Source organism: Massilia orientalis (genome assembly GCF_030411975.2).
Taxonomy (GTDB): Bacteria; Pseudomonadota; Gammaproteobacteria; order Burkholderiales; family Burkholderiaceae_D; genus Telluria; species Telluria orientalis.
Map to the genome: position 1 here is coordinate 136,841 of NZ_JASNRB020000005.1, position 21,467 is coordinate 158,307.

The 21,467-nt window shown below is 65.3% G+C and carries 19 protein-coding genes; 3 read left to right on the forward strand and 16 right to left on the reverse strand.

Annotated features, from left to right (window positions below; genetic code table 11):
* Positions 1-148: 148 nt before the first annotated feature.
* The 14 genes from ftsA to mraZ are packed head-to-tail and all read right to left on the reverse strand — an operon-like array spanning position 149 to position 16,031.
* Positions 149-1,381 carry a cell division protein FtsA gene (gene ftsA / locus QPK29_RS09090; RefSeq protein ID WP_056122830.1) on the reverse strand — a complete coding sequence of 411 codons (1,233 nt, stop codon included), beginning with the start codon at positions 1,379-1,381 and terminating at the stop codon, positions 149-151.
* A 21-nt stretch (positions 1,382-1,402) separates the two neighbouring features.
* Positions 1,403-2,230 (reverse strand): cell division protein FtsQ/DivIB, encoded by an 828-nt coding sequence (locus QPK29_RS09095; RefSeq protein ID WP_056122827.1) that lies wholly within the window; start codon positions 2,228-2,230, stop codon positions 1,403-1,405.
* Between the two features lie 9 nt (positions 2,231-2,239).
* On the reverse strand, positions 2,240-3,214 hold the full coding sequence (locus tag QPK29_RS09100) for a D-alanine--D-alanine ligase (protein WP_371768689.1): 975 nt from the start codon (positions 3,212-3,214) through the stop codon (positions 2,240-2,242).
* Positions 3,211-4,608: a UDP-N-acetylmuramate--L-alanine ligase gene (murC, locus tag QPK29_RS09105; RefSeq protein ID WP_371768690.1), complete on the reverse strand. Its 1,398-nt coding sequence runs from the start codon at positions 4,606-4,608 to the stop codon at positions 3,211-3,213. Before murC ends, QPK29_RS09100 begins: the two co-directional genes overlap by 4 nt.
* Entirely contained in the window at positions 4,605-5,687 is a 1,083-nt protein-coding gene (gene murG, locus QPK29_RS09110) for an undecaprenyldiphospho-muramoylpentapeptide beta-N-acetylglucosaminyltransferase (RefSeq protein WP_371768691.1), read from the reverse strand. The genes murC and murG overlap by 4 nt, the downstream gene beginning before the upstream one ends.
* Positions 5,684-6,901, reverse strand: a complete 1,218-nt coding sequence (ftsW, locus tag QPK29_RS09115) for a putative lipid II flippase FtsW (protein ID WP_056122820.1) — start codon at positions 6,899-6,901, stop codon at positions 5,684-5,686. The genes murG and ftsW overlap by 4 nt, the downstream gene beginning before the upstream one ends.
* Entirely contained in the window at positions 6,901-8,397 is a 1,497-nt protein-coding gene (gene murD / locus QPK29_RS09120; protein ID WP_371768692.1) for a UDP-N-acetylmuramoyl-L-alanine--D-glutamate ligase, read from the reverse strand. Before murD ends, ftsW begins: the two co-directional genes overlap by 1 nt.
* Before the next feature lie 15 nt (positions 8,398-8,412).
* Positions 8,413-9,582, reverse strand: a complete 1,170-nt coding sequence (gene mraY, locus QPK29_RS09125) for a phospho-N-acetylmuramoyl-pentapeptide-transferase (RefSeq protein ID WP_371763524.1) — start codon at positions 9,580-9,582, stop codon at positions 8,413-8,415.
* Positions 9,583-9,586: 4 nt separating this feature from the next.
* Positions 9,587-11,050: a UDP-N-acetylmuramoyl-tripeptide--D-alanyl-D-alanine ligase gene (locus QPK29_RS09130; protein WP_160409754.1), complete on the reverse strand. Its 1,464-nt coding sequence runs from the start codon at positions 11,048-11,050 to the stop codon at positions 9,587-9,589.
* A 2-nt stretch (positions 11,051-11,052) separates the two neighbouring features.
* Entirely contained in the window at positions 11,053-12,585 is a 1,533-nt protein-coding gene (locus QPK29_RS09135) for a UDP-N-acetylmuramoyl-L-alanyl-D-glutamate--2,6-diaminopimelate ligase (protein WP_160409631.1), read from the reverse strand.
* Positions 12,585-14,354 (reverse strand): peptidoglycan D,D-transpeptidase FtsI family protein, encoded by a 1,770-nt coding sequence (locus QPK29_RS09140; protein WP_056122806.1) that lies wholly within the window; start codon positions 14,352-14,354, stop codon positions 12,585-12,587. The genes QPK29_RS09135 and QPK29_RS09140 overlap by 1 nt, the downstream gene beginning before the upstream one ends.
* The gene (gene ftsL, locus QPK29_RS09145) at positions 14,351-14,623 is read right to left on the reverse strand and encodes a cell division protein FtsL (protein WP_371768693.1); all 273 of its coding nucleotides are present in this window, start codon (positions 14,621-14,623) and stop codon (positions 14,351-14,353) included. Before ftsL ends, QPK29_RS09140 begins: the two co-directional genes overlap by 4 nt.
* On the reverse strand, positions 14,620-15,594 hold the full coding sequence (gene rsmH, locus QPK29_RS09150) for a 16S rRNA (cytosine(1402)-N(4))-methyltransferase RsmH (protein WP_371768694.1): 975 nt from the start codon (positions 15,592-15,594) through the stop codon (positions 14,620-14,622). The genes ftsL and rsmH overlap by 4 nt, the downstream gene beginning before the upstream one ends.
* 8 nt (positions 15,595-15,602) lie before the next feature.
* Positions 15,603-16,031 (reverse strand): division/cell wall cluster transcriptional repressor MraZ, encoded by a 429-nt coding sequence (gene mraZ, locus QPK29_RS09155; protein WP_036229930.1) that lies wholly within the window; start codon positions 16,029-16,031, stop codon positions 15,603-15,605.
* Between the two features lie 477 nt (positions 16,032-16,508).
* Here mraZ and QPK29_RS09160 point away from each other — a divergent pair, with 477 nt between their 5' ends.
* On the forward strand, positions 16,509-17,459 hold the full coding sequence (locus QPK29_RS09160) for an AAA family ATPase (protein WP_371768695.1): 951 nt from the start codon (positions 16,509-16,511) through the stop codon (positions 17,457-17,459).
* Here QPK29_RS09160 and QPK29_RS09165 read toward each other — a convergent pair.
* A complete protein-coding gene (locus tag QPK29_RS09165) occupies positions 17,456-18,361 on the reverse strand; it encodes a LysR family transcriptional regulator (protein WP_056122789.1) in 906 nt (301 codons plus the stop codon). The two genes, QPK29_RS09160 and QPK29_RS09165, sit on opposite strands and share 4 nt — an antisense overlap.
* A 101-nt stretch (positions 18,362-18,462) precedes the next feature.
* On the opposite strand from QPK29_RS09165, the gene QPK29_RS09170 reads away from it, so the two are divergent.
* Positions 18,463-18,714: a DUF2783 domain-containing protein gene (locus QPK29_RS09170; RefSeq protein ID WP_056122785.1), complete on the forward strand. Its 252-nt coding sequence runs from the start codon at positions 18,463-18,465 to the stop codon at positions 18,712-18,714.
* Between the two features lie 4 nt (positions 18,715-18,718).
* Positions 18,719-19,708: an SLAC1 anion channel family protein gene (locus QPK29_RS09175; protein ID WP_056122780.1), complete on the forward strand. Its 990-nt coding sequence runs from the start codon at positions 18,719-18,721 to the stop codon at positions 19,706-19,708.
* Between the two features lie 7 nt (positions 19,709-19,715).
* Here QPK29_RS09175 and QPK29_RS09180 read toward each other — a convergent pair whose 3' ends face one another.
* Positions 19,716-21,431, reverse strand: a complete 1,716-nt coding sequence (locus QPK29_RS09180; protein ID WP_371768696.1) for a methyl-accepting chemotaxis protein — start codon at positions 21,429-21,431, stop codon at positions 19,716-19,718.
* Between the last annotated feature and the right edge of the window lie 36 nt (positions 21,432-21,467).

The window sequence follows — 21,467 nt, forward strand, 5'->3', positions numbered from 1 at the left end:
TGGAAACGCGCCACTATTTTAAAAATGTTTCGTGTCCGTTACCAAGCAAATCTGCTACTAGCTGTTACAACAACTCCGAAAAACCCGCCACCCGTTGCGTTTACGTTGTTCCCATCCTGGCTCACGCGCGCTGCGGTCCTCCGCCGCCTCAGAAATTCCCGAGGAACCACTCTTTCATTCGTTGCCACACTGCCTTCACCGACCCGTCCTGACGGGTGACGATATGACCGCGCAGGTACTGTTTTTTCGCTTCCAGCAGCAGACCGAGGACCGTCGCGTAGCGCGGGCTGCGCACGACGTCCGCCAGTTGGCCGCGGTATTCCGGCGTGCCGAGGCGCGCCGGCTTCAGGAAGATGTCTTCCGCCATTTCGATCATGCCCGGCATGATCGACGAACCGCCCGTCAGCACGATGCCCGACGAGAGCACGCCTTCGTAGCCGGACTCGCGCACGACCTGGTGCACCATCGCGAACAGTTCTTCCACGCGCGGCTCGATCACGGCAGCCAACGCCTGGCGCGACAGCGAACGCGGACCGCGGTCGCCGAGGCCCGGCACTTCCAGCGACTCGCCCGGATCGGCCAGCACCTGCTTGGCCACGCCGTAGCGGATCTTGATCTCTTCCGCCTCGCCCGTCGGCGTGCGCAGCGCCATCGCGATGTCGCTCGTGATCTGGTCGCCGGCGATCGGCAGCACGGCCGTGTGGCGGATCGCACCGTCGGAAAAGACCGCGATGTCGGTGGTGCCGCCGCCGATGTCGATCAGCACGACGCCCAGTTCCTTCTCGTCGTTCGTCAGCACGGAATCAGCCGACGCCATCGGCTGCAGGATCAGGTCCGAGACCTCGAGGCCGCAGCGGCGCACGCACTTTACAATATTCTGGACCGCGGACACCGCACCGGTGACGATGTGCACGCGCACCTCGAGGCGGATGCCGCTCATGCCGATCGGCTCGCGCACGTCTTCCTGGTTGTCGACGATGAATTCCTGCGGCACCGTGTGCAGCAGCTGCTGGTCGGTCGGGATGTTCACGGCCTTCGCCGTCTCGATCACGCGCGCCACGTCCGTGGCCGTCACTTCCTTGTCCTTGATGGCGACCATCCCACTCGAGTTGAACGAGCGGATATGGCTGCCGGCGATCCCCGCATACACGTTGCGGATCTTGCAGTCGGCCATCAGCTCGGCTTCCTCGAGCGCGCGCTGGATGGATTCGACGGTCGCTTCGATGTTGACGACAACGCCCTTCTTCAAACCCTTGGACTCGTGCTGGCCCAGTCCGATCACCTCGTGGCGCCCATCGGCCATTACCTCGGCCACCACCGCCACTACCTTCGAGGTACCGATGTCGAGGCCGACGATCAGGTTCTTCGCGTCTTTTGTCATGTTTGCTGTCGCCTGCTTAAATTAGATCTGCTTTGTAGTTTTGGTATTTGTTTTTTTCTTCACTGCCGCCTTCACGGGCTTGGTCGCATCCGCCGGCACGGTCAATGCCGCCGAGGACAGCGCCAGACCGTTCGGATAGCGCATGTCGATCGTATCGATGCGCCCCTCCTGCAGTCTAGCCACCAGCTGGGGGTAAATGCTCACCAGCCGCTGCACGCGCCCGTGCAGCGTGTCCTTGTCCTTCTCGCGTCCCAGCTCCACGCTCATGCCGTTGTTCAGCTTCACGGTCCAGGCGTAACGGTTCGACAGGTTGATCGACTCCGGCACCAGGCGGATCGGCGCGAACCAGCGGCGCAGTTCCGCGAAGCGCGTGAGCACTTCCTTCTCGCTGCCGGGAGGACCATCGAACGCAGGCAGTGCGTGGTCCTCGTCGGTCTCGGCCTCGCCAAGGTTGGCCGTGAACACATCGCCCTTCACCGACAACAGCTTGCCGTCCTCGCCCCAGGTGCCGAGCGCCTCGTGCTCTTCCACCTGCACGATCAACTGGTTCGGCCACTCGCGGCGTACGCTCGCCTTGCGCACCCACGGCACGGCCTCGAAGGTGGTGCGTACCTGTTCGAGGTCGGTCGTGAAGAAGTTACCGCTGATCTTCCCGAGCACCCCGTTACGCACCGTCAGCTCGTTCACGTGCTGCAGGTCCAGCCCGTACATGCTCTCGACCCGCACCGCGCGCAAGGTGAACATCGGGCGCTGCGACAGCCACCACAATCCCGACGCCACGCACGCGAGCGCCACCAGCGCGGTGAGCGCGCTGGCGGTTGCATTCAGAGCTCGCACGTCATGCCACATTTTGCTTCCTTATCCCTTCTTCACCTGACCAGCTTTCAAGCTGGCGGAGCGCAGGATGTCCACGCACAGGTCTTCGTAGCTCGTGCCCTCGGCGCGCGCCGCCATCGGCACGAGCGAGTGCGTCGTCATGCCCGGCGACGTGTTCACCTCCAGCAGGAACGGCGCATTGTCCGACGCGCGCAGCAGCACGTCGATGCGGCTCCAGCCGTCGCAGCCGAGCGCGCGGTACGCGTTCACCACGTGCGCCTGGATCGCGGCCGTCGTCGCCGCGTCGAGCGGCGCCGGGCAGTGGTACTTGGTGTCGTCCGTGAAGTACTTGTTCTGGTAGTCGTAATTGCCCTCGGGCGCGACGATCTCCACGATCGGCAGCGCGCGCGCGGTCGGGCCGCTGCCCAGCACCGGAACAGAAAATTCGCGGCCCTGGATGAACTGCTCGACCAGCACCACCTTGTCGTACTGGCGCGCCAGGTCGACGGCGGCCTGCAGGCCGGCCGCATCAAGCACCTTGGTGATGCCGATGGTGGAACCTTCCAGCGGCGGCTTGACGATCAGCGGCAGGCCCAGTTCGGCGACGATGGCGTCGGTGTCGACGTTTGCACCGGCCGCGATGGTGACGTAACGCGGCGTCGGCACGCCGGCCGCCAGCCACACGATCTTGGTCGTGACCTTGTCCATGCCGACGGAGGATGCCATCACGCCGCTGCCCGTGTACGGGATCCCCAGCAGTTCCAGCGCGCCCTGCAGCGTGCCGTCCTCGCCGTAGCGGCCGTGCAGCGCGATGAACACGCGGTCGAATTTTTCCGCGGCCAGTTCGGCCAGCGAGCGCTCGGCCGGGTCGAACGCGTGCGCGTCTATGCCTTTCGATTTCAGCGCCTGCAGCACGCCGTTGCCCGAAATTAGCGAAATCTCGCGCTCGGCGGACCGGCCGCCGAACAGCACGCCGACCTTGCCCAGGGCTTTTGCGTCGGTTTCCGTAATGCTCACGATGTTACCTTTTGATTCGATGTCAGTTGATGGGGGACGCCGCCGATGGAGCCCGCGCCCATGGTGAGCACGACGTCGCCGTCGCGCGCCACCTTGAGGATCGTCGCCGGCATGTCGGCGATCGCTTCCACGAAAATCGGTTCGACCTGGCCACCCGCGCGCAGCGCACGCGCGAGCGCGCGGCCGTCCGCCGCCACGATCGGGGCTTCGCCGGCCGGATACACCTCGGCCAGCAGCAGCACGTCCGGCGCCGCCAGCACCTTGACGAAGTCCTCGAACAGGTCGCGGGTGCGGGAATAGCGGTGCGGCTGGAACGCCAGCACGAGGCGGCGGCCCGGATACGCGGCGCGCGCGGCGGCCAGCGTGACCTGGGCTTCCACCGGGTGGTGGCCATAGTCGTCGACGAGCGTGAAGCTGCCGCCCTGCGGCAGTTCGATCTCGCCGTAGCGCGTGAAGCGGCGGCCGACGCCGTTGAATTCGCGCAGGCCCTGCGCCGTCGCCTCGTCCGGCACGCCGATCTCGCGCGCGATCGCGATCGCGGAGCAGGCATTCAGCACGTTGTGCATGCCTGGCTGGTTCAGCACGAAGTCCGTGTCCGGATAGCCCTGCTGGCGCACCGTGAAATGCATCTGGATGCCCTGGGCGCGCGCGTTCAGGGCGCGCACTTCGGCGTCTTCCGAGAAGCCGTAGGTCGTCACCGGTTTCGTTACCTGAGGCAGGATCGCGCGCACGTTCGCGTCGTCGATGCACATCATGGCGCGGCCGTAGAACGGCAGGCGGTGCGTGAAGTTGACGAACGCGCCCTTCAGCTTCTCGAAGTCGTGCTCGTACGTGTCCATGTGGTCGGCGTCGATGTTCGTGATCACCTCGATCATCGGCGACAGGTTCAGGAAGGACGCATCCGATTCGTCCGCCTCGGCCACGATGTAGTCGCCCGTGCCCAGCTTCGCGTTGGCGCCGGCGCTGTTCAGGCGCCCGCCGATGACGAACGTCGGATCGAGGCCGCCCTGCGCGAGCACGGAGGCGACGAGACTCGTCGTCGTCGTCTTGCCATGCGTGCCGGCGATCGCGATGCCGCGCTTCAGGCGCATCAGCTCACCCAGCATGATCGCGCGCGGGACGATGGGGACTTTCGCGGCGCGCGCGGCGACGACTTCGGGATTCGCTTCGTTGACGGCGGTCGACGTGACGACGGCGTCCGCGCCGGCGATGTTGTCCGCCGCGTGGCCGATGCGCACGTCGGCGCCCAGCTGCTGCAGGCGCTGGCTGGCCGCGTTCGACGCGAGGTCCGAGCCCGACACTTTATAGCCGAGGTTCAGCAGCACTTCCGCGATGCCGCTCATGCCGCTGCCGCCGATGCCGACGAAGTGAATGTGTTTGATCTTGTGTTTCATTGTCCGCCGTTCGCCAGTTCTTCAAGTACGCGCGCGATCTCCGCATTGGCGTCGCGCCGTCCCACGGCCTGCGCCGCCTCGGCCATCGCCAGGCAGTCGTCGCGCGTGGTGGTTTGCAGCAGCCTTGCCAGCTGCTGCGGATTCAGTTCGCCTTGCGGCAGGTGCACCGCCGCCTTCTGCCCCGCCATCCAGGCCGCGTTGTCGCGCTGGTGACTCGTCGTGCTGGCGACGAACGGCACGAGCACGCTCGCGACACCGGCCGCCGTCAGTTCCGACACGGTGATCGCACCGGCGCGGCAGATCACGAGGTCCGCGTTCGCGTATTCCGCCGCCATGTCGTCGATGAAGTCGACGACGTTCGCCTGCACGCCCGCCTGCGCGTACGCGGCGCGCAGCGCATCGATGTTTTTCTTGCCCGACTGGTGGGTCACGGTCGGGCGCAGGCCTTCCGGGATCAGCGCCAGCGCGGCCGGCACGCTGTCGTTGAGCACCTTCGCACCGAGGCTGCCGCCCACGACGAGGATGTTCAGCGGACCGGTGCGGCCGGCGAAGCGGTGGCCCGGCGACGGCATCTCGAGGATTTCCTTGCGCACCGGGTTGCCGGTGACGACCGCTTTACCCGCCGCCTTGCCGAAATCGGCCGGGAAGCCGAACAGCACGCGCTGCGCGAGCGGGCTCAAGGTCTTGTTCGACAGGAGTAGCGCGGCATCCGCGTTCACGAGCGCGAGCGGAATGCCGCGCGAACGCGCCATCATCCCGCCCGGCACCGTCACGTAGCCGCCCATGCCCAGCACGACGTCGGGCTTGCGGAGCGCGAGATACTTGCGGACCGATGCGAAGCTCGCGACGAGCTTGAACGCGCCCGACACCGTGTGCGCGATCCCCTTGCCGCGCATGCCGGCGAAGTCGATGGAATCCATCGGGATGCCGTGCTTCGGCACGATGTCCTTCTCCATGCCGTGCATCGTGCCCAGCCACGAGACCTCCCAGCCGCGCTCGCGCATCGATTGCGCGATGGCGATGCCGGGGAAGATGTGGCCGCCGGTGCCGGCGGCCATGATCATCAAGCGCTTTGTCATTGTCGGCCTCCCCGCATGCGTACCCGGTTTTCGTAGTCGATGCGCAGCAGGATCGCGAGACCGACGCAGTTGAACAGCACGCCGGAACCGCCATAGCTCATCAGCGGCAACGTCAGGCCCTTGGTGGGCAGCAGGCCCAGGTTCACGCCCATGTTGATGAACACCTGCACGCCGATCCAGATACCGATGCCTTTCGCGGTGAGGCCGGCGAAGTGCTGTTCCAGCGCGATGGCCTGGCGGCCGATGTCGAACGCGCGCTTGACGAGCCAGTAGAACAGGCCGATCACGACGAGCACGCCGACGAGACCCAGCTCCTCGCCGATGACGGCCATGATGAAGTCGGTGTGCGCTTCCGGCAGGTAGTGCAGCTTTTCGACGGAACCGCCCAGGCCCACGCCGAAGAACTCGCCGCGGCCGAATGCGATCAGCGAGTGCGTCAGCTGGTACGCCTTGTCCAGCGCATTGCCCTCTTCCCACGGGTTCATGTACGCGAACATACGCGCGCGGCGGAACGGCGACAGCGCGATGATGGTCGAGAACACGAGTACCAGCACGGCGCCGATGCCGCCGAACCAGATCATGTTGAAGCCGCCGAGGAACAGGATGCCCATCGAGATGCAGACGACGACGCCGAACGCGCCGAGGTCGGGTTCCAGCATCAGCAGCGCGCCGACGAGCGCCATCGCGGCGGCCATCGGCATGAAGCCCTTTGTCAGCTTGTGCATGTACTGCTGCTTGCGCACCGTGAAGTCGGCCGCGTACAGCACGGACACCACCTTCATGATCTCGGACGGCTGCAAATTGAAGATCTTCAGCGACAGCCAGCGGCGCGCGCCGTTGACGACGACGCCGACGCCGGGGATCAGCACGAGCGCCAGCAGGACCAGCGTGGCGACGAACATCAGCGGCGCGAAGCGCTGCCACGTCGCGACGGGAATACGGAAGACGAACAGGCCCGTCACCATCGAGATCACGATGAACATGGCCTGGCGCACCAGGAAGTAGTTGTTCTTGCCGGCGAGGTAGGCGAACTTGGGCGAGTCCGGCAGCGCGATCGACGCCGAGTACACCATCACCATCCCGAACAGCATCAACAGCAGCACGACCCACACGAGCGGCTGGTCGTATTCCATCATGCGCGACGGGCGTGCGCGCGTCGCGATGGTCGCGTCGCTGGAACTGCCGCCGAACTTGAAGGGAATCTGGAAAGCCATCAGAGCTCCTGTCCCTTCTCGAGCGCGATGTCGCGCACGGCGTCGACGAAGACCTGGGCGCGGTGCGCGTAGTTCGTGAACATGTCCAGGCTCGCGCACGCGGGCGACAGCAGCACGACGTCACCGGATTTCGCCAGACCGCTCGCGCGGCGCACGGCTTCCGGCAATCCCGGCAGGTCGAAGCACGGCACGCCGGTGGAGGCCAATGCGGCGCCGATGGCGGGGCCGTCGCGGCCGATCAGCAGCACGGCGCGCACGTAGCGCGCGCACGGGCCGGCCAGCGGGCTGAAATCCTGGCCCTTGCCGTCGCCACCCGCGATGAGCAGGATCTGGCGGTCCGTCTCGCCGAACGTTTTACCGAGACCCTCCAGCGCGGCGACGGTGGCGCCCACGTTCGTGCCCTTGGAGTCGTCGTAGTACTCCACGTTGTCGATGCTGGTGACCAGTTCGACGCGGTGCGGCTCGCCCTGGTAGTCGCGCAGGCCGTGCAGCAGCGGCGCCAGCGGCAGGCCACAAGCGCGGCACAGCGCGAGCGCGGCCAGTGCGTTGGAAGCGTTGTGCAGGCCGCGGATGCGCAGCGCGTCGGCCGGCATCAATCGATTGACGATCACGTCGATCGGCTCTACCGGCTCGTTCTTCTTTTTCTTCTTCTCGGGTTCTTCACCCGGATTCGCATTCGCAAGCCACAGCACGCCGCGCTCGTTCACGAGGCCGAAGCTGCCCGGCGCATCCGGTTCGCCCGTGCCGAACGTGGTGATCGTCGCGCCCGGCGCCGTCATGCCCATCACGACGCTGTCGTCGCGGTTCAGCACGCGGACGGTGTCGGCGCCGAAGATGCGGGCCTTGTCGGCGGCATAGGCGGCCATGCTGCCGTGCCAGTCGAGGTGATCCTGCGTGATGTTCAGGACGGTCGCCGCGTCCGGGTTCAGGCTGTACGTCGTGTGCAGCTGGAAGCTGGAGAGTTCCAGTACCCAGGCCTGCGGGAGCGCATCCGCATCAAGCACCTCGCGCAGCACGTCCAGCGCGGCGGGGCTGATGTTGCCTGCGACCTTAGTCGTGAGACCGGCGCGGCGGCACAGCAGACCGGTGAGGCTCGTCACCGTCGTCTTGCCGTTGGTGCCCGTGATGGCGATGACCTTCGGCGCGTAGTTCCGGTCCGCCTTCAGCGCCGACAGCGCCTGCGCGAACAACTCGATCTCACCCCACAGCGGCACATGGCGTGCGGCGGCGGCAGGCGCGATCTCGGCCAGTTCGCGGTTCGGGGCGAGGCCCGGGCTGACGGCGACGAAGTCCACGCCGTCCAGCAGGTTCGCGGCGAACGGGCCGGCGACGAAGTCCGCATCCGGCACCGCAGCGCGCAGCGCGGGCAGGCGCGCGGGTTCGGCGCGCGTGTCGGCCACGCGCACGCGCGCGCCGCAGCGCGCGAGCCACAGCGCGATCGCCAGGCCCGATTCGCCGAGTCCCAGTACCAGTGCGGTTTTGCCGTCGTAGTTCATCTCGGTTACCCGTTATCAGCGCAGTTTGAGGGTGGAGAAACCGATCAGGACCAGGATCATCGTCACGATCCAGAACCGCACGACGACCTTGGTCTCCTTCCAGCCCTTCTGTTCGAAATGGTGGTGCAGCGGCGCCATGAGGAACACGCGGCGCCCAGTGCCATAGCGCTTCTTGGTGTACTTGAACCAGCTGACCTGGATGATCACGGACAGCGTCTCGGCCACGAACACGCCGCCCATGATGAACAGGACGATCTCCTGGCGCACGATGACGGCGATGGTGCCGAGCGCGCCGCCCAGCGCCAGCGCGCCCACGTCGCCCATGAACATCTGCGCGGGGTGCGCGTTATACCAGAGGAAAGCCAGGCCCGCGCCCGCCATCGCGCCGCAGAAGATCAGCAGTTCGCCGGCGCCCGGGATGTGCGGGATGAACAGGTATTTCGAATACGTCGCGTTACCGGTGAGATAAGCGAACAGGCCCAGCGCGCCGCCCACCATCACGGTCGGCATGATGGCGAGGCCGTCGAGACCATCGGTGAAATTGACGGCGTTGGAGGCACCCACGATCACGCAGTACGTGAGCGCGATGAAGCCCCACACGCCCAGCGGATAGCTGATGGTCTTGAAGAACGGGACGATCAGGTCGGCCTTCGGCGGCAGGTCCATCGAGAAGCCGGACTGCACCCAGGCGAAGAACAGCTGCCACACTTCCCACGGCGTCGCGGCCGACACGGAGAACGCGAGGTACAGCGACGAGGTGATGCCGATCAGCGACATCCAGAAGTATTTTTCGCCCGAGCGCATGCCCTCGGGGTCCTTGTAGACGACCTTGCGGTAATCGTCGACCCAGCCGATGGCGCCGAAGCCCAGCGTGACGACGAGGACCGGCCAGATCAGGCGGTTCGAGAGGTCGCACCACAGCAGCGTCGACACGCCGATCGCGATCAGCACGAGCACGCCGCCCATGGTCGGGGTGCCGTGCTTGGACAGGTGCGTCTGCGGGCCGTACGTGCGCACGGCCTGGCCGACCTTCATCTCGGTGAGCTTGCGGATCACGGCCGGACCGCACAGCATGCCGATGCTGATCGCGGTGATGGTCGCGAACACGGCGCGGAACGTGATGTAGTTAAAAACGCGCAGCGGACCGAGATAGTCCTGAAAATATTGTGCGAGCCAAAGCAGCATAAGTCTAGTGGGCTTCCTTGCCGGTGTTGGTTGATGCGGTCAGGTGTTGGACCACGCGTTCCATCTTCATGAAGCGCGAGCCCTTCACCAACACAGTTGCGTCAGATTTGCTGCCCAGTTTTTGATCCAGTGCTGCCAATAATTCGTCGAACTGCTCGTGGTGTTGCGCTCCCGATCCGGCCATGTGGCGAGCCAGTTCGCCGGTCGCGAGCACGGTGTCGATGCCGCGACTTGCGGCATACGCACCGATTTCCTGGTGAAACTCAGGTCCTTGCGTGCCAACCTCGCCCATGTCGCCCAGCACGAGGATGCGCGGCGACGGGTATTGCGCGAGCACGTCGATGGCGGCGCGCACGGAGTCGGGGTTGGCGTTGTACGTATCGTCGATGATCGTGGCGCCGTTCGCGGCCTGCTTGCGCTGCAGGCGGCCGCTCACGGGCGCGAAGGCTTCCAGGCCGCGCACGACGGCATCGGCGGGGATGCCCGCCGCGAGCGCGCAGGCGGTGGCGGCCAGCGCGTTGCGGACGTTGTGGACGCCGGCGGCGTTCAACTTGATCGTGAACTCAGCCACGTCGCCCCCGTGGAAACGGGGGCCCATGCTGACGTCGCGTTGAGGCGCATTTTGCTGGTCCTGCGCGCTCGGCATGGGTTCCCGCTTCCGCGGGACCGACGTAACTGTGAGTTCGCTGCCGAAATCTGTCGTCGTGTACGTCGCGCGCACATCGCAATCGTCGGTCAGGCCGAACGTCAGCACTTCACGCTCGCCTGCCAGTCCGCGCCACAGGTCGGTGTATTCATCATCGCCCGGGAACACGGCCACGCCGTCCGCCGGCAGCGCCTGCAGCACGGCGCCGTTCTCGCGCGCCACCGCTTCCACGGTGTGCATGAATTCCTGGTGCTCGCGCTGCGCGTTGTTGACGAGGGCGACGGTCGGCTCGGCGATGGCGGCCAGGCGCGCGATCTCGCCCGGGTGGTTCATGCCCAGTTCCACGACGGCGGCCTTGTGCGCGTCCGTCAGGCGCGTCACCGTCAGCGGCACGCCGATCTCGTTGTTCAGATTACCCTGCGTGGCCAGGCGTCCCTCCGCGCCGAAGGCGGCGACGAGGATGGACGAGATCATTTCCTTGACCGTCGTCTTGCCGTTGCTGCCGGTGACGCCGATGACGGGAATGGCGAAGCGGCGGCGCCAGAAGTTGCCGATGCGGCCCAGCGCGACGAGCGTGTCCGGCACGACGATGGCCGGCAGCGGATAGTGGTCGGGGAGCTTTTCGACGACGACGGCGGCGACGGGCTTGTCGACCAGCTGGCCGAGGAAGTCGTGCGCATCGAAGCGGTCGCCGCGCAGGGCGACGAACAGCGACCCCGGCATCACCTGCCGGCTGTCGGTCGACACACCCTGGAAGTACGCGTCGCGCGTGACGCGCGCGCCTTCGATCGATGCCAGCACTTGCTCGAGCGAGCCACGAATCATCAGACAGTCCTCATCATGGTGAGCCGCGCGGTCAGCGCCAGCGCGGCGTGGTCGGCATCGGAAAACGGAATCTTCCGGCCCTTGATTTCCTGGTACGGCTCATGGCCCTTCCCCGCCAGCAGGATCACGTCCGGCTTGGCGGCATGCTTCACGGCCGACAGGATCGCGGCGGCGCGGTCCTCGATGGCCTGGTGCGTCGACGTCGGATGATGCGGGTCCATGCCGGCCACGATCTGCTCGATGATCGCGCGCGGCTCTTCGCTGCGCGGATTGTCGCTCGTCACGAGCACGTGCTCGGCCATCTGGGCGATGCGGCCCATCTGCGGACGCTTGCCCGGATCGCGATCGCCACCGCAGCCGAACACGCACCACAGCTGGCCGCCCCGCTCCTGCGCGACCTGGCGCAGCGCTTCGAGCGTCTTGTCCAGCGCGTCCGGCGTGTGCGCATAGTCGATCACGACCATCGGCGCATCGTGGCCGCCGAGTTGCTGCATGCGGCCCGGCGCGGGCACGAGCGCCTCGACGGCGTCGAGCGCGGCGCGCAATTCGACGCCTTTCGCCAGCAGCGCGCCCAGCACGGCCAGCACGTTGCTCGCGTTGAAGTGGCCGACCATGTGCGTGCGCGCGACCGCGCTGCCGTATGGCGACTCGATGTGGAATTCGCTGCCGTTCGGGCGGCTGCGCAGGTTAGTTGCGCGCAGCACGGCCACGCCGTCGAGCACGGGCTGTTCGTGCACCGCGCGCAAGGTGTAGCCGAGGACGGCGACTTCGGGACGCGCGCAACGCAGGTGCTGCGCGATGCGCACGCCCGCTTCGTCGTCCAGGTTGACGACGGCCGTTTTCAGGCCCGGCCAGTCGAACAGCTGGCGCTTGGCCGCTTCGTACGCCGCCATGTCGCCATGGTAGTCCAGGTGGTCGCGCGTGAGGTTCGTGAACACGGCCACGTCGAAGTGCATGCCGGCCGTGCGGTGCTCCACGAGGCCGATCGACGACACCTCGATCGCGAGCGACGTCGCGCCCGCGTCGCGCAGCCGGGCGAGTTCCGTCGCCAGCAGCACGGCGTCCGGCGTCGTGTAGCCGGTCGCGTCGAATTCCGGCTCGGCGCGGCCGCGCACGAGGCCCACGCCCAGGGTGCCGATGACGGCCGCCGTCTCGTTCAAGTGAGCGAGCGCCTGCGCGGTCCACAGCGCGCACGAGGTCTTGCCGTTGGTGCCCGTGACGCCGACGGTGAACATGGCCGCATCCGGCGTGCCGTAGACCGCGTGCGCGATCGGGCCGGCATTCTTTTTCAGGTCCTGCGCAGCGAGATGCGGCACATCCAGCGCGGGATCCCAGGCGAAATCGCGGCCGTCGTACACGACGGCGGCGGCACCGTTCTCGATGGCGGAGCGGATGAAACGGCGGGCATCAAAGGCCTCGCCCGGATAGGCGAAGAACACGTCGCCGCTGCGCACGCGGCGGGAGTCGGAAACGAGACGGCCGCCTGGGGCGGCGGCCTGAATCCACTGGACGATGTTCGGCGTCTCGGCCATCAATTACTCTCCTCGAGAGGATGTTCGGGAATGATGATGTCGGTGACCGTGGAGTCGGGCGGCACGTTGGCGGCCCGTAGTGCATTCGCGGCCAGCGCCGCGAACGTCGGCGCCGCGACCGCGCCGCCGGTGTGGAACGGTCCGGACGGATCGTCGATCATCACGGCGATGACGAAGCGCGGGTTCGACATCGGCGCGATGCCGACGAAGTTGCCGACGTAGTGCGTCTGCGAATAGCGGCCGTTGATGACTTTCTGCGCCGTGCCGGTCTTGCCGCCGACGCGATAACCGGCCACCTGCGCCTGCGACGCCGTGCCTTGCGGGCTCACCACGGATTCCACCATCGTCCGGACCTGGGCCGCGGTCTTCGGCGAGATGATCTGCTGGCCGACCGGCTTCTCGGTCACCTTCTGGAACGACAGCGGGATGACGTCGCCGTCGCGCGCGAAGATCAGCCAGGCATGCGCCAGCTGCAGCAGCGACATCGAGATGCCCTGGCCGAACGACATGTTGGCCTTGGCGACGATCGGCCACGATTTGTAGGGACGCACGCGGCCGGCCGCGGCGCCCGGGAAACCGTAGCGCGGCGCCTGGCCGAAGCCGACCTTGGTGAACATCTCCCACATCTCCTGGGCCGACAGCAGCTCGGAGATCTTGGTCGTGCCGATGTTGGACGACTTCTGGATGATCGTGGTGACGTCGATGACGCCGTGCGGGTGCGTGTCGCGGATCGTGTGGCCGCCGGTCTGGTAACGGCCATTGCCCGTGTCGAATAGCGTGGTCGGCTTGATCAGGCCCTTGTCCAGCGCCAGCGCGACGGTGAACGGCTTCAAGGTGGAACCCGGCTCGAAGGTGTCGGTGATGACGCGGTTGCGCAGCTGCTCGCCGGTTAGGTGCGAGCGGTCGTTCGGGTTGTACGTGGGCCAGTTGGCCAGCGCCAGCACCTCGCCCGTGTGCACGTCCAGCACGACGGCGGCGCCGGCCTTGGCGTGGAACTTCTCCACCGCGTCCTTGATGCTGTTGAAGGCGATGTACTGCAGCTTGGAATCCACGGACAGCGTGATGTCCTTGCCGTCATGCGGCTCGCGCGACAGGCCCACGTCCTCGACGATGCGGCCCAGGCGGTCCTTGATCACGCGCCGGCTGCCCGTTTGGCCCACGAGGTTCTTCTGCTGCGCGAGTTCGATGCCTTCCTGGCCCGCGTCCTCGACGTTCGTGAAGCCGACGATGTGCGCCATCACCTCGTTCTGCGGGTAATAGCGCTTGTATTCCTTGCGCGTGTCGATGCCGTCGATGCCGAGCTTTTCGATCTTGGCGATGACGTCCATCTCCACCTGGCGCTTCAGGTAAACGAAGGTGCGGTCCGAGTCGAGCTTCTTGAGCAGGTCGGCTTCCGGCAGGTCGAGCAGCTGCGCCAGTTCGCGCAGCTTGGGCCGCGGGGAATCCAGCACGTCCTCGGGGATCGCCCACACGGCCTTCACCGGCAGCGACGACGCGAGCACGATGCCGTTGCGGTCGAAGATCTTGCCGCGCGTGGCCGGCAGTTCGAGCGTGCGCTCGTAGCGGCTCGCGCCCTGCTTCTGCAGGAAGCGGTTGGAGACGCCCTGCAGCCACAGCGCGCGTCCGGCCAGCGCGAGGAACGCGGCGAACAGCACGAACAGGACGACGCGCGAGCGCCAGTCCGGCAGGCGCACGGCCAGCACGGGGCTCTTGGAAAATGCTACGCCCTTGGCGGCGGCGACGCGGGATCCGTTGGTGCCGGCCTTCATTTACCGCCTTCCGTCAGGTATTGGGTACGCGCCGGAGACAGCGGTGCCATGTCCAGCTGCGAGCGCGCGATCTGGTCGATGCGCTCGTTCTTGCCGAGGGTGGATTGGTCGAGCTGGAGCTGCGCCCAGTCGATCTCGAGCTGGCGCTGCTGCTGCTGCAGCTTTTCCTGGTCGATGAACAGGTGGCGCGCCTGGTAGCGCGCGTTCACGACCGACAGCGCGCAGCCGACGAGGAGCACGGTCAGCACGACGTTCAGCTTGCCGCTCATCGGGTCCCCTCCGGCGCGTCGACTGCCAGCCGCTCGGCCACGCGCAGCACCGCCGAACGGGCGCGCGGATTGGCGCCGACTTCCACGTCGGAGGGTTTCGTCTTGCTGATCAACTTCATCAAGGGCTTGGGCAAATCGACGGCGCGGATCGGCAACCGGCGATCCGGTTGCTCGACCTTGGCCTTCGACGCCAGGAACTGCTTGACCATGCGGTCTTCCAGCGAGTGGAAGCTGATCACCGACAGGCGAGCGCCGGGCTTCAGCAGTTCGAAGGCGGCGTTCAGACCTGCTTCAAGGTCCTCAAGCTCTTGATTGATGAAAATCCGGACAGCCTGAAAGGTGCGGGTTGCCGGATCCTTGCCTTTCTCCCGGGTTTTGACCGCGTTTGCCACGATTGCGGCAAGCTGTCGTGTGCTTGAAATTGGTTCGACTGCCCGGCCAGCAACAATCGCCTTTGCAATCTGAAAAGCAAACCGTTCTTCCCCATAATCCCGAATCACCTTTTCCAGTTGTCTCTCCGGCACTTCGGCCAGCCAGGCGGCGGCGGAAATGCCCCGTGTCGTATCCATCCGCATGTCCAGGGGACCATCGTTGCGGAAGCTGAACCCACGGCTCGCATCGTCGACCTGGGGCGAGGAGATGCCCAGGTCCAGCAGGATGCCGTCGACCTGGTGCACACCCCGTGCCGCCAGCGCTTCGCGCATCGTCGCGAAGCTGTCGTGCACGATCGAGAAGCGCGGATCGTTCATCTGCTCGGCCGTCGCGATCGCCTGGGGATCCTTGTCGAAACCGATCAGGCGCCCCTCGGGCGCCAGTTTCGACAGGATCAGCCGGCTATGACCGCCGCGGCCGAACGTGCCATCTATATAAGTACCCGCAGCGCGCTCGCCTTCGAGGGCGAGTGCATCGACTGCTTCATCCAGCAGCACCGTACGATGCTGCAAACCGGGCACCGGCTGAGTCACATTCATGCGGCGCCTTAGAAGGAGAAATTGGAAAGGACATCGGGCATGCCACCCGCGACGGCTTGGGCCTCGTTTTCTGCCAGCTTGGCGGCGTCCCAGATCTCGAAATGGGTCCCCATCCCAAGCATCATCACTTCCTTCTCCAAACCAACTGCATTGCGCAGCTCGGGCGAAATGAGCACCCGACCCGCGCCGTCCATCTCGACATCGCAGGCGTTCCCCAGGAAAATGCGTTGCCACGCCCGCGCCGACATCGGCCAGGCGGCGATCTGTTCGCGATGCTCTTCCCACACCGGGCGCGGGAAGAACAACAGGCAACCATGTGGGTGTTTCGTGAGCGTCATACGGCCTTCACATTGCTGCATCAAGGCGTCGCGATGCTTGGCCGGTATTGACATCCGTCCTTTGGCATCGAGATTGATCGCTGACGCGCCCTGAAACACGTTGTACCTAGTTTTGGAGAGTTATCAGTCTGATTATTTTTAGGCGCCGGGAGATACACCGATCTCCCACAAAACTGCACTTTTTGCCACCGTTTCCCACTTTAGAGGAAGCGTTGTCTGTGGTCAAGCGAATTCACGTTTTGAAAACGGCGAAATTGCCAATGAAACCAATGACTTAGCGAACTTACTTGACGGAACCTCAAGTAAAAATGTTGAGCAAAATTAGGTACTTAGGTAAAACAATGCATGTGCCACCTCATCTGCACACATGTGTTTTACCCTTGATAAAAGACAAGACCTGACTATCGGTAGGTTGCCATATGGCAACATAAGCAACACGGCCGGAACGACGATTTCATCCCGTGCGCGTTAGAATGAAGACGAGGCGATCACCCGGCCGTTTCCGGCTCGCTTGACGGTTTTTTCGGGGAGCCCAGTAGTATAAGTGAGTCCGTACTATCGCGCAGGAGTTTTGCCATGAGCATTACCTTGGCCCGCAGCCGTGCCGTCTACGATCTCAATGAAGTACAGGGCGCGCTCGACCGTAGCCGCGGACGTTCGCCCGAACTCGAAGCGTTCTACGAACGCATGCTCGAGACCGGCGCCGAACGTTTCGTCACCACTCCCTCTTCCACCGACGCCCTCGACCCGCTGTTCGAGGAATGTCCGAATTTCGACGAAGTGCTGGACGACCTCGCGCGCTATTTGCGCCTGGCCCATGCCGGCGATAAAGGCTTCAACGTCATGCCGATCCTGCTGCTGGGCGGCCCGGGCGTGGGCAAGACCCATTTCGCCAAGCGCCTGGCGAAGGTCATGCACACGGACTGCGAGCTGATCAGCATGAATGCGCTGTCGGCCGGCTTCGTCATCACGGGCAGCTCGGCCAGCTGGCGCGGCGCCAAGTGCGGCAAGGTGGCCGAACGCCTCGTGCGCGGCCAGTTCGCGAATCCGGTGATCGTGCTGGACGAGGTGGAAAAGGCGACGGGCTCCTCGCAATCCGATCCGCTCGCGGCGCTGTATCAATTACTGGAGCCGGAAACGGCCAGCGCGTTCCGCGACGAATTCATCGACGTCGTCATCGACGCCTCGCAGATCTTCTGGGTGCTGACGGCGAACTCCACCGAAGGCATCCCGCACCCGCTGCTGAACCGGATGGCCGTCTACGAAGTCCCGGCACCGACGCCGGAACAGGCCGCCGGCATCGCCCAGCGCATGTATGCCGGGCTGCTGCGCGAGCTGAACCTGGCGGCGTTCGATCCGTTCCTGGGCGACGTCGTGCTGGACAAGCTCGCGGGCGTGTCGCCGCGCGACCTGCGCAAGACGTTACTGGATGGGCTTGGCTATGCGGTCGCGGATGGGCGCGCGCACGTGAAGGTGGACGACATCCGCCTCAAGCCCACGCCGGGCAAGGGGCGGATCGGGTTCTAGCCGGGCGCCTGCGTGATGCGGGCGCGCAGGCGTGGCGCCGCGAAATCGAGGAAGACCCGAAGCTTGCGCGGCAGCGGCGTCTGCCCCTTGTGCACCAGGCTGACCGGCAACGGCGCCGGCTCGTAGTCCCGCAGAATGACGCCGAGCGCGCCGTTGCCGACGGCGTCCGCCACCTGGTAGGACAGCACCCGTATCAATCCCACGCCCAATGTCGCCGCGGCGATCGCCGCCTCCGCCGTGTTGACCTCGAGACGCGGGATCACCGGCACCGACACCGTGGACTTGCCGTCGCCAAATACCCAGGCGCGCCGGGATTCCAGCACATCGAAACCGATGCAGTCGTGCCCCGCCAGTGCCTCCGGCCCGGCCGGCACGCCGCGTTGCGCCAGATAGGCAGGGCTCGCGCAGACAACCGAGCGCACCGTGCCCACCCGACTCGCCACCAGGGTGCTGTCGGGAAGTTCGCCGATGCGCAGCGCGACATCGATCTGCTCTTCCATCAAGTGGACGACGCGGTCCGTAAGCAGCAGCTTGATCCTGATCTCCGGATACTGCGCGAGGAATTCCGCCACCACCGGGACGATGTGCAGCCGTCCAAAAACGATCGGTGCCGTTACCGCGAGCTCACCCTTGGGTGCACCGTACTCGCCGGTCGCGATCCGCTCGGCTTCACCGACGTCGTCGAGGATGCGCCGGCACGCCGCGACGTAGGCAGCGCCTGCTTCGGTCAGCGACAACTGCCGGGTCGTCCGGTGCAGCAGGCGCGCGCGCAGATGCGCTTCCAGCTCCGCGACCTTGCGACTGACCGTAGGGAGCGGCATGCCGAGACGGCGTGCCGCAGCCGACAGGCTACCGGCATCGACCACGGCCAGCAGAATGGACATGGCCTCGAGGCGATCCATCGATACTCTCGATTATTGAAAGAATGACTTTCAATACTATGGGATTCTCTTTACGGCTGCAACTTCATAGACTCTCATTTCACCAATCCCGAGGAGAGATTATGAACACCCTGCCCCTGATGCAGCTACGACAGAACCTGGACGACTTCGAGACTTTCTACAGCATGCTGGACGACTCCCACGCCGGGCTCGACCCGGCCCGGCGCCGAATTCTCGATAGCCAAGTCGTACTACTGCTCGCCAACCAAATTGGCGATATGGCGGTATTACGGGAGGTCTTTGCGCTGGCGCGCGTCAAGCTGGACATGATACGGCCGGCATCGGAAAACGCTGATTCATCACGACCGGGATAACCGAATGGAAACCAGTATCGACAAACGGCCGGCACTGACCGCTCCATGGGGTTCGCTCAAGCACCTGCCCGTCAATCTGTTCGGCGCCGTGATGGGCCTGGCAGGCCTGTCGCTGGCGTGGCGGGTCGCCTCGACTGTGTTTGGCGCCGGGACGATGATTGCGGACGCCGCCGGGATGACGGCAATCGTCGTGTTCATTGCGCTTGCACTTGGCTATGGCGCAAAGTGGGCAAAATATCCGTCCGCCGTGAAAGATGAATTCACCCATCCAATCGCCGGCAATTTCTTCGGCACGATTACGATCGGCATCTTGCTGCTGTCAACCGTGGTGGCAACCTACAGCACATTGCTGCAGGAGATCGTTTGGGCGATTGGCACGATCTTGACAATCGCATTGAGCTTTATCAGTCTGACTCGACTTCTCAAGGGAAATATGGATGTCGCCCACGCGACGCCCTCCTTGCTCATCTCTGGCGTTGCCACACTCGATATCGCGGTAGCAGGCGGGACCTTGCCGATGGCCTGGGCGCATGAGGTCAATCTGTTCGCTGCAAGCGCCGGTGCGGTCGTGGCCATCGTATTCTTCACGATGATCTTTTCCCGGCTCGTCCACCAAGCGCCGCTCGCATCGGGGATGATGCCGTCGATGATGATCCTCATCGCACCGTTCGAGGTCGGGTTCCTCGCTTATGTCAACGTCGTACACCGCATCGACGCATTTGCGGCCTTGCTGTTCTATGTCGGCCTGTTCTTCTTCGCGATCCTGGCCACCCGGATTTTCCGGCGTTCGATCGCGTTCGCGACCGCGTGGTGGGCCATCAGCTTCCCCATGGCTGCGCTGTCGAACGCGGCGTTGAAATATGCGGCGGCACGACAAACAATCGTCCTGGAGTACCTGGCGGGTGCGCTCCTGGCCATCGTGACGATTGCCATTGTCGTGCTGTTCGTGCGTACGCTGCGTATCCTGGTGAATGGCAAACTGCTGGGCGGCTGAAGGCCGGTCAAAACTCTTGCCACTCCTCGTCCGCGCCGGCACTGGCCAGATGCCTGGCGCGCGGCGGCTTCGCTGGCGCCCGGGCCGGCGCGGCAGGTGTTTTCCGCACCGGCGGCGCGATGGCCGGCGCCGCCTGTTTCGGCTGCGCGGCGGGTACGGTCGCGGCCCGGTCGTGCGCACCGCCCAGCCGGAACACGGCGACGGTCTGCGACAGCTTGGATGCCTGCTCGCGCAACTGCTCGGACGCGGCGGCCGCTTCCTCGACGAGCGCGGCATTCTGCTGCGTGGTCTGGTCCATCTGGGAAATCGCGAGCTGTACCTGACCGATGCCAGCGGTCTGTTCCTGGCTCGCAGCGCTGATCTCGCCCATGATGTCGGCCACGCGGCGGATACTCTCGACGACGTCGCGCATCGTCGTGCCGGCCTGGTCGACAAGCCTGCTGCCGTCGTCCGCCTTCTGGACAGAGTTGTCGATCAGCGCCTTGATTTCCTTCGCGGCCGCCGCGCTGCGCTGCGCCAGGCTGCGCACTTCCGACGCCACCACCGCAAAGCCCCGTCCCTGCTCGCCGGCGCGCGCCGCTTCGACGGCCGCGTTCAGCGCGAGGATATTGGTCTGGAAGGCGATGCCGTCGATGACCGCGATGATGTCGACGATCTTGCGCGCCGATTCGTTGATCGCGCCCATGGTGTCGACCACTTCCGCCATCACCGCGCCGCCCTTCTCCGCCACTTCCGATGCGGACACGGCGAACTGGTTCGCCTGGCGCGCATTGTCCGCATTCTGTTTCACCGTCGACGTCAGTTCTTCCATCGACGACGCCGTTTCTTCCAGCGACGACGCCTGCTCCTCGGTGCGCGACGACAGGTCGGCGTTGCCAGACGCGATCTGCTGCGACGCGGACGCGATGGTCTCGGTGCCGCTGCGCACCTCGCCGACGATGCCCACCAGCGCTTCGTTCATGTCGCGCAGGGCTTGCAGCAACTGGCCGGTTTCGTCCGCCGAGTGCACCTCGATCCGCGTGCCGAGGTCGCCGGTGGCCACGGTGCGCGCCACGTCGACGGCTTGCCGCAGCGGCCGCGTGATCGAACGCGTGATCCAGACGGCCACGATCGAGCCGAGCACGAGCGCGACGGCCGCCAATCCCATCAGCCACGCAACCGTCGCCTGATATGTCTCCTCGGCCCGGTGGCCGCTGTCGAGCACGCGCCTATCCTGAAACTTGATCAATTCCCGCACGGCATCGACATAGCCGCGCTGGTCCTTGCGCACCTGGGTCAGCAGAAAGGCCGCGGCTTCCGGTTTTTTACCGGCATCCATCATGTCGAGAAAGGCCTGCTGCGACGTGCGGTACACCTCCCGCGCATCCTGCACGGCTTTCAGCTTGACCTTGCCTTCGTCGGATTTGATCAGTGCCGCCAGCTTGTCGAGATTGACGGTGTTTTCCTGCCTGTTCTGGAGCACGGCCTGCCGTTCCCGCGCCACTTCCTCCGGTTTGTCCCACAACAGCATGTTGCGCATGGCGCGGGCATTGCGGTTCACGACATCCAGGCTTTCGTAGGCAAGGACCGTTTTCGGATAATCCTCGTCGACGATCTTCGACGTTCCATCGTTCAGCCGGTGCAGGCTGGCGATACCGAACCAGATGCATGCCGCCAGCAACACGAGCAGCAGCCCGAACGCGCCGCCCAGCCGGGTACCGATTTTCCAGTGTTTGATGTTCATGCCGCCTCCATTCATGGAACCAGCGGGCAGCTTACG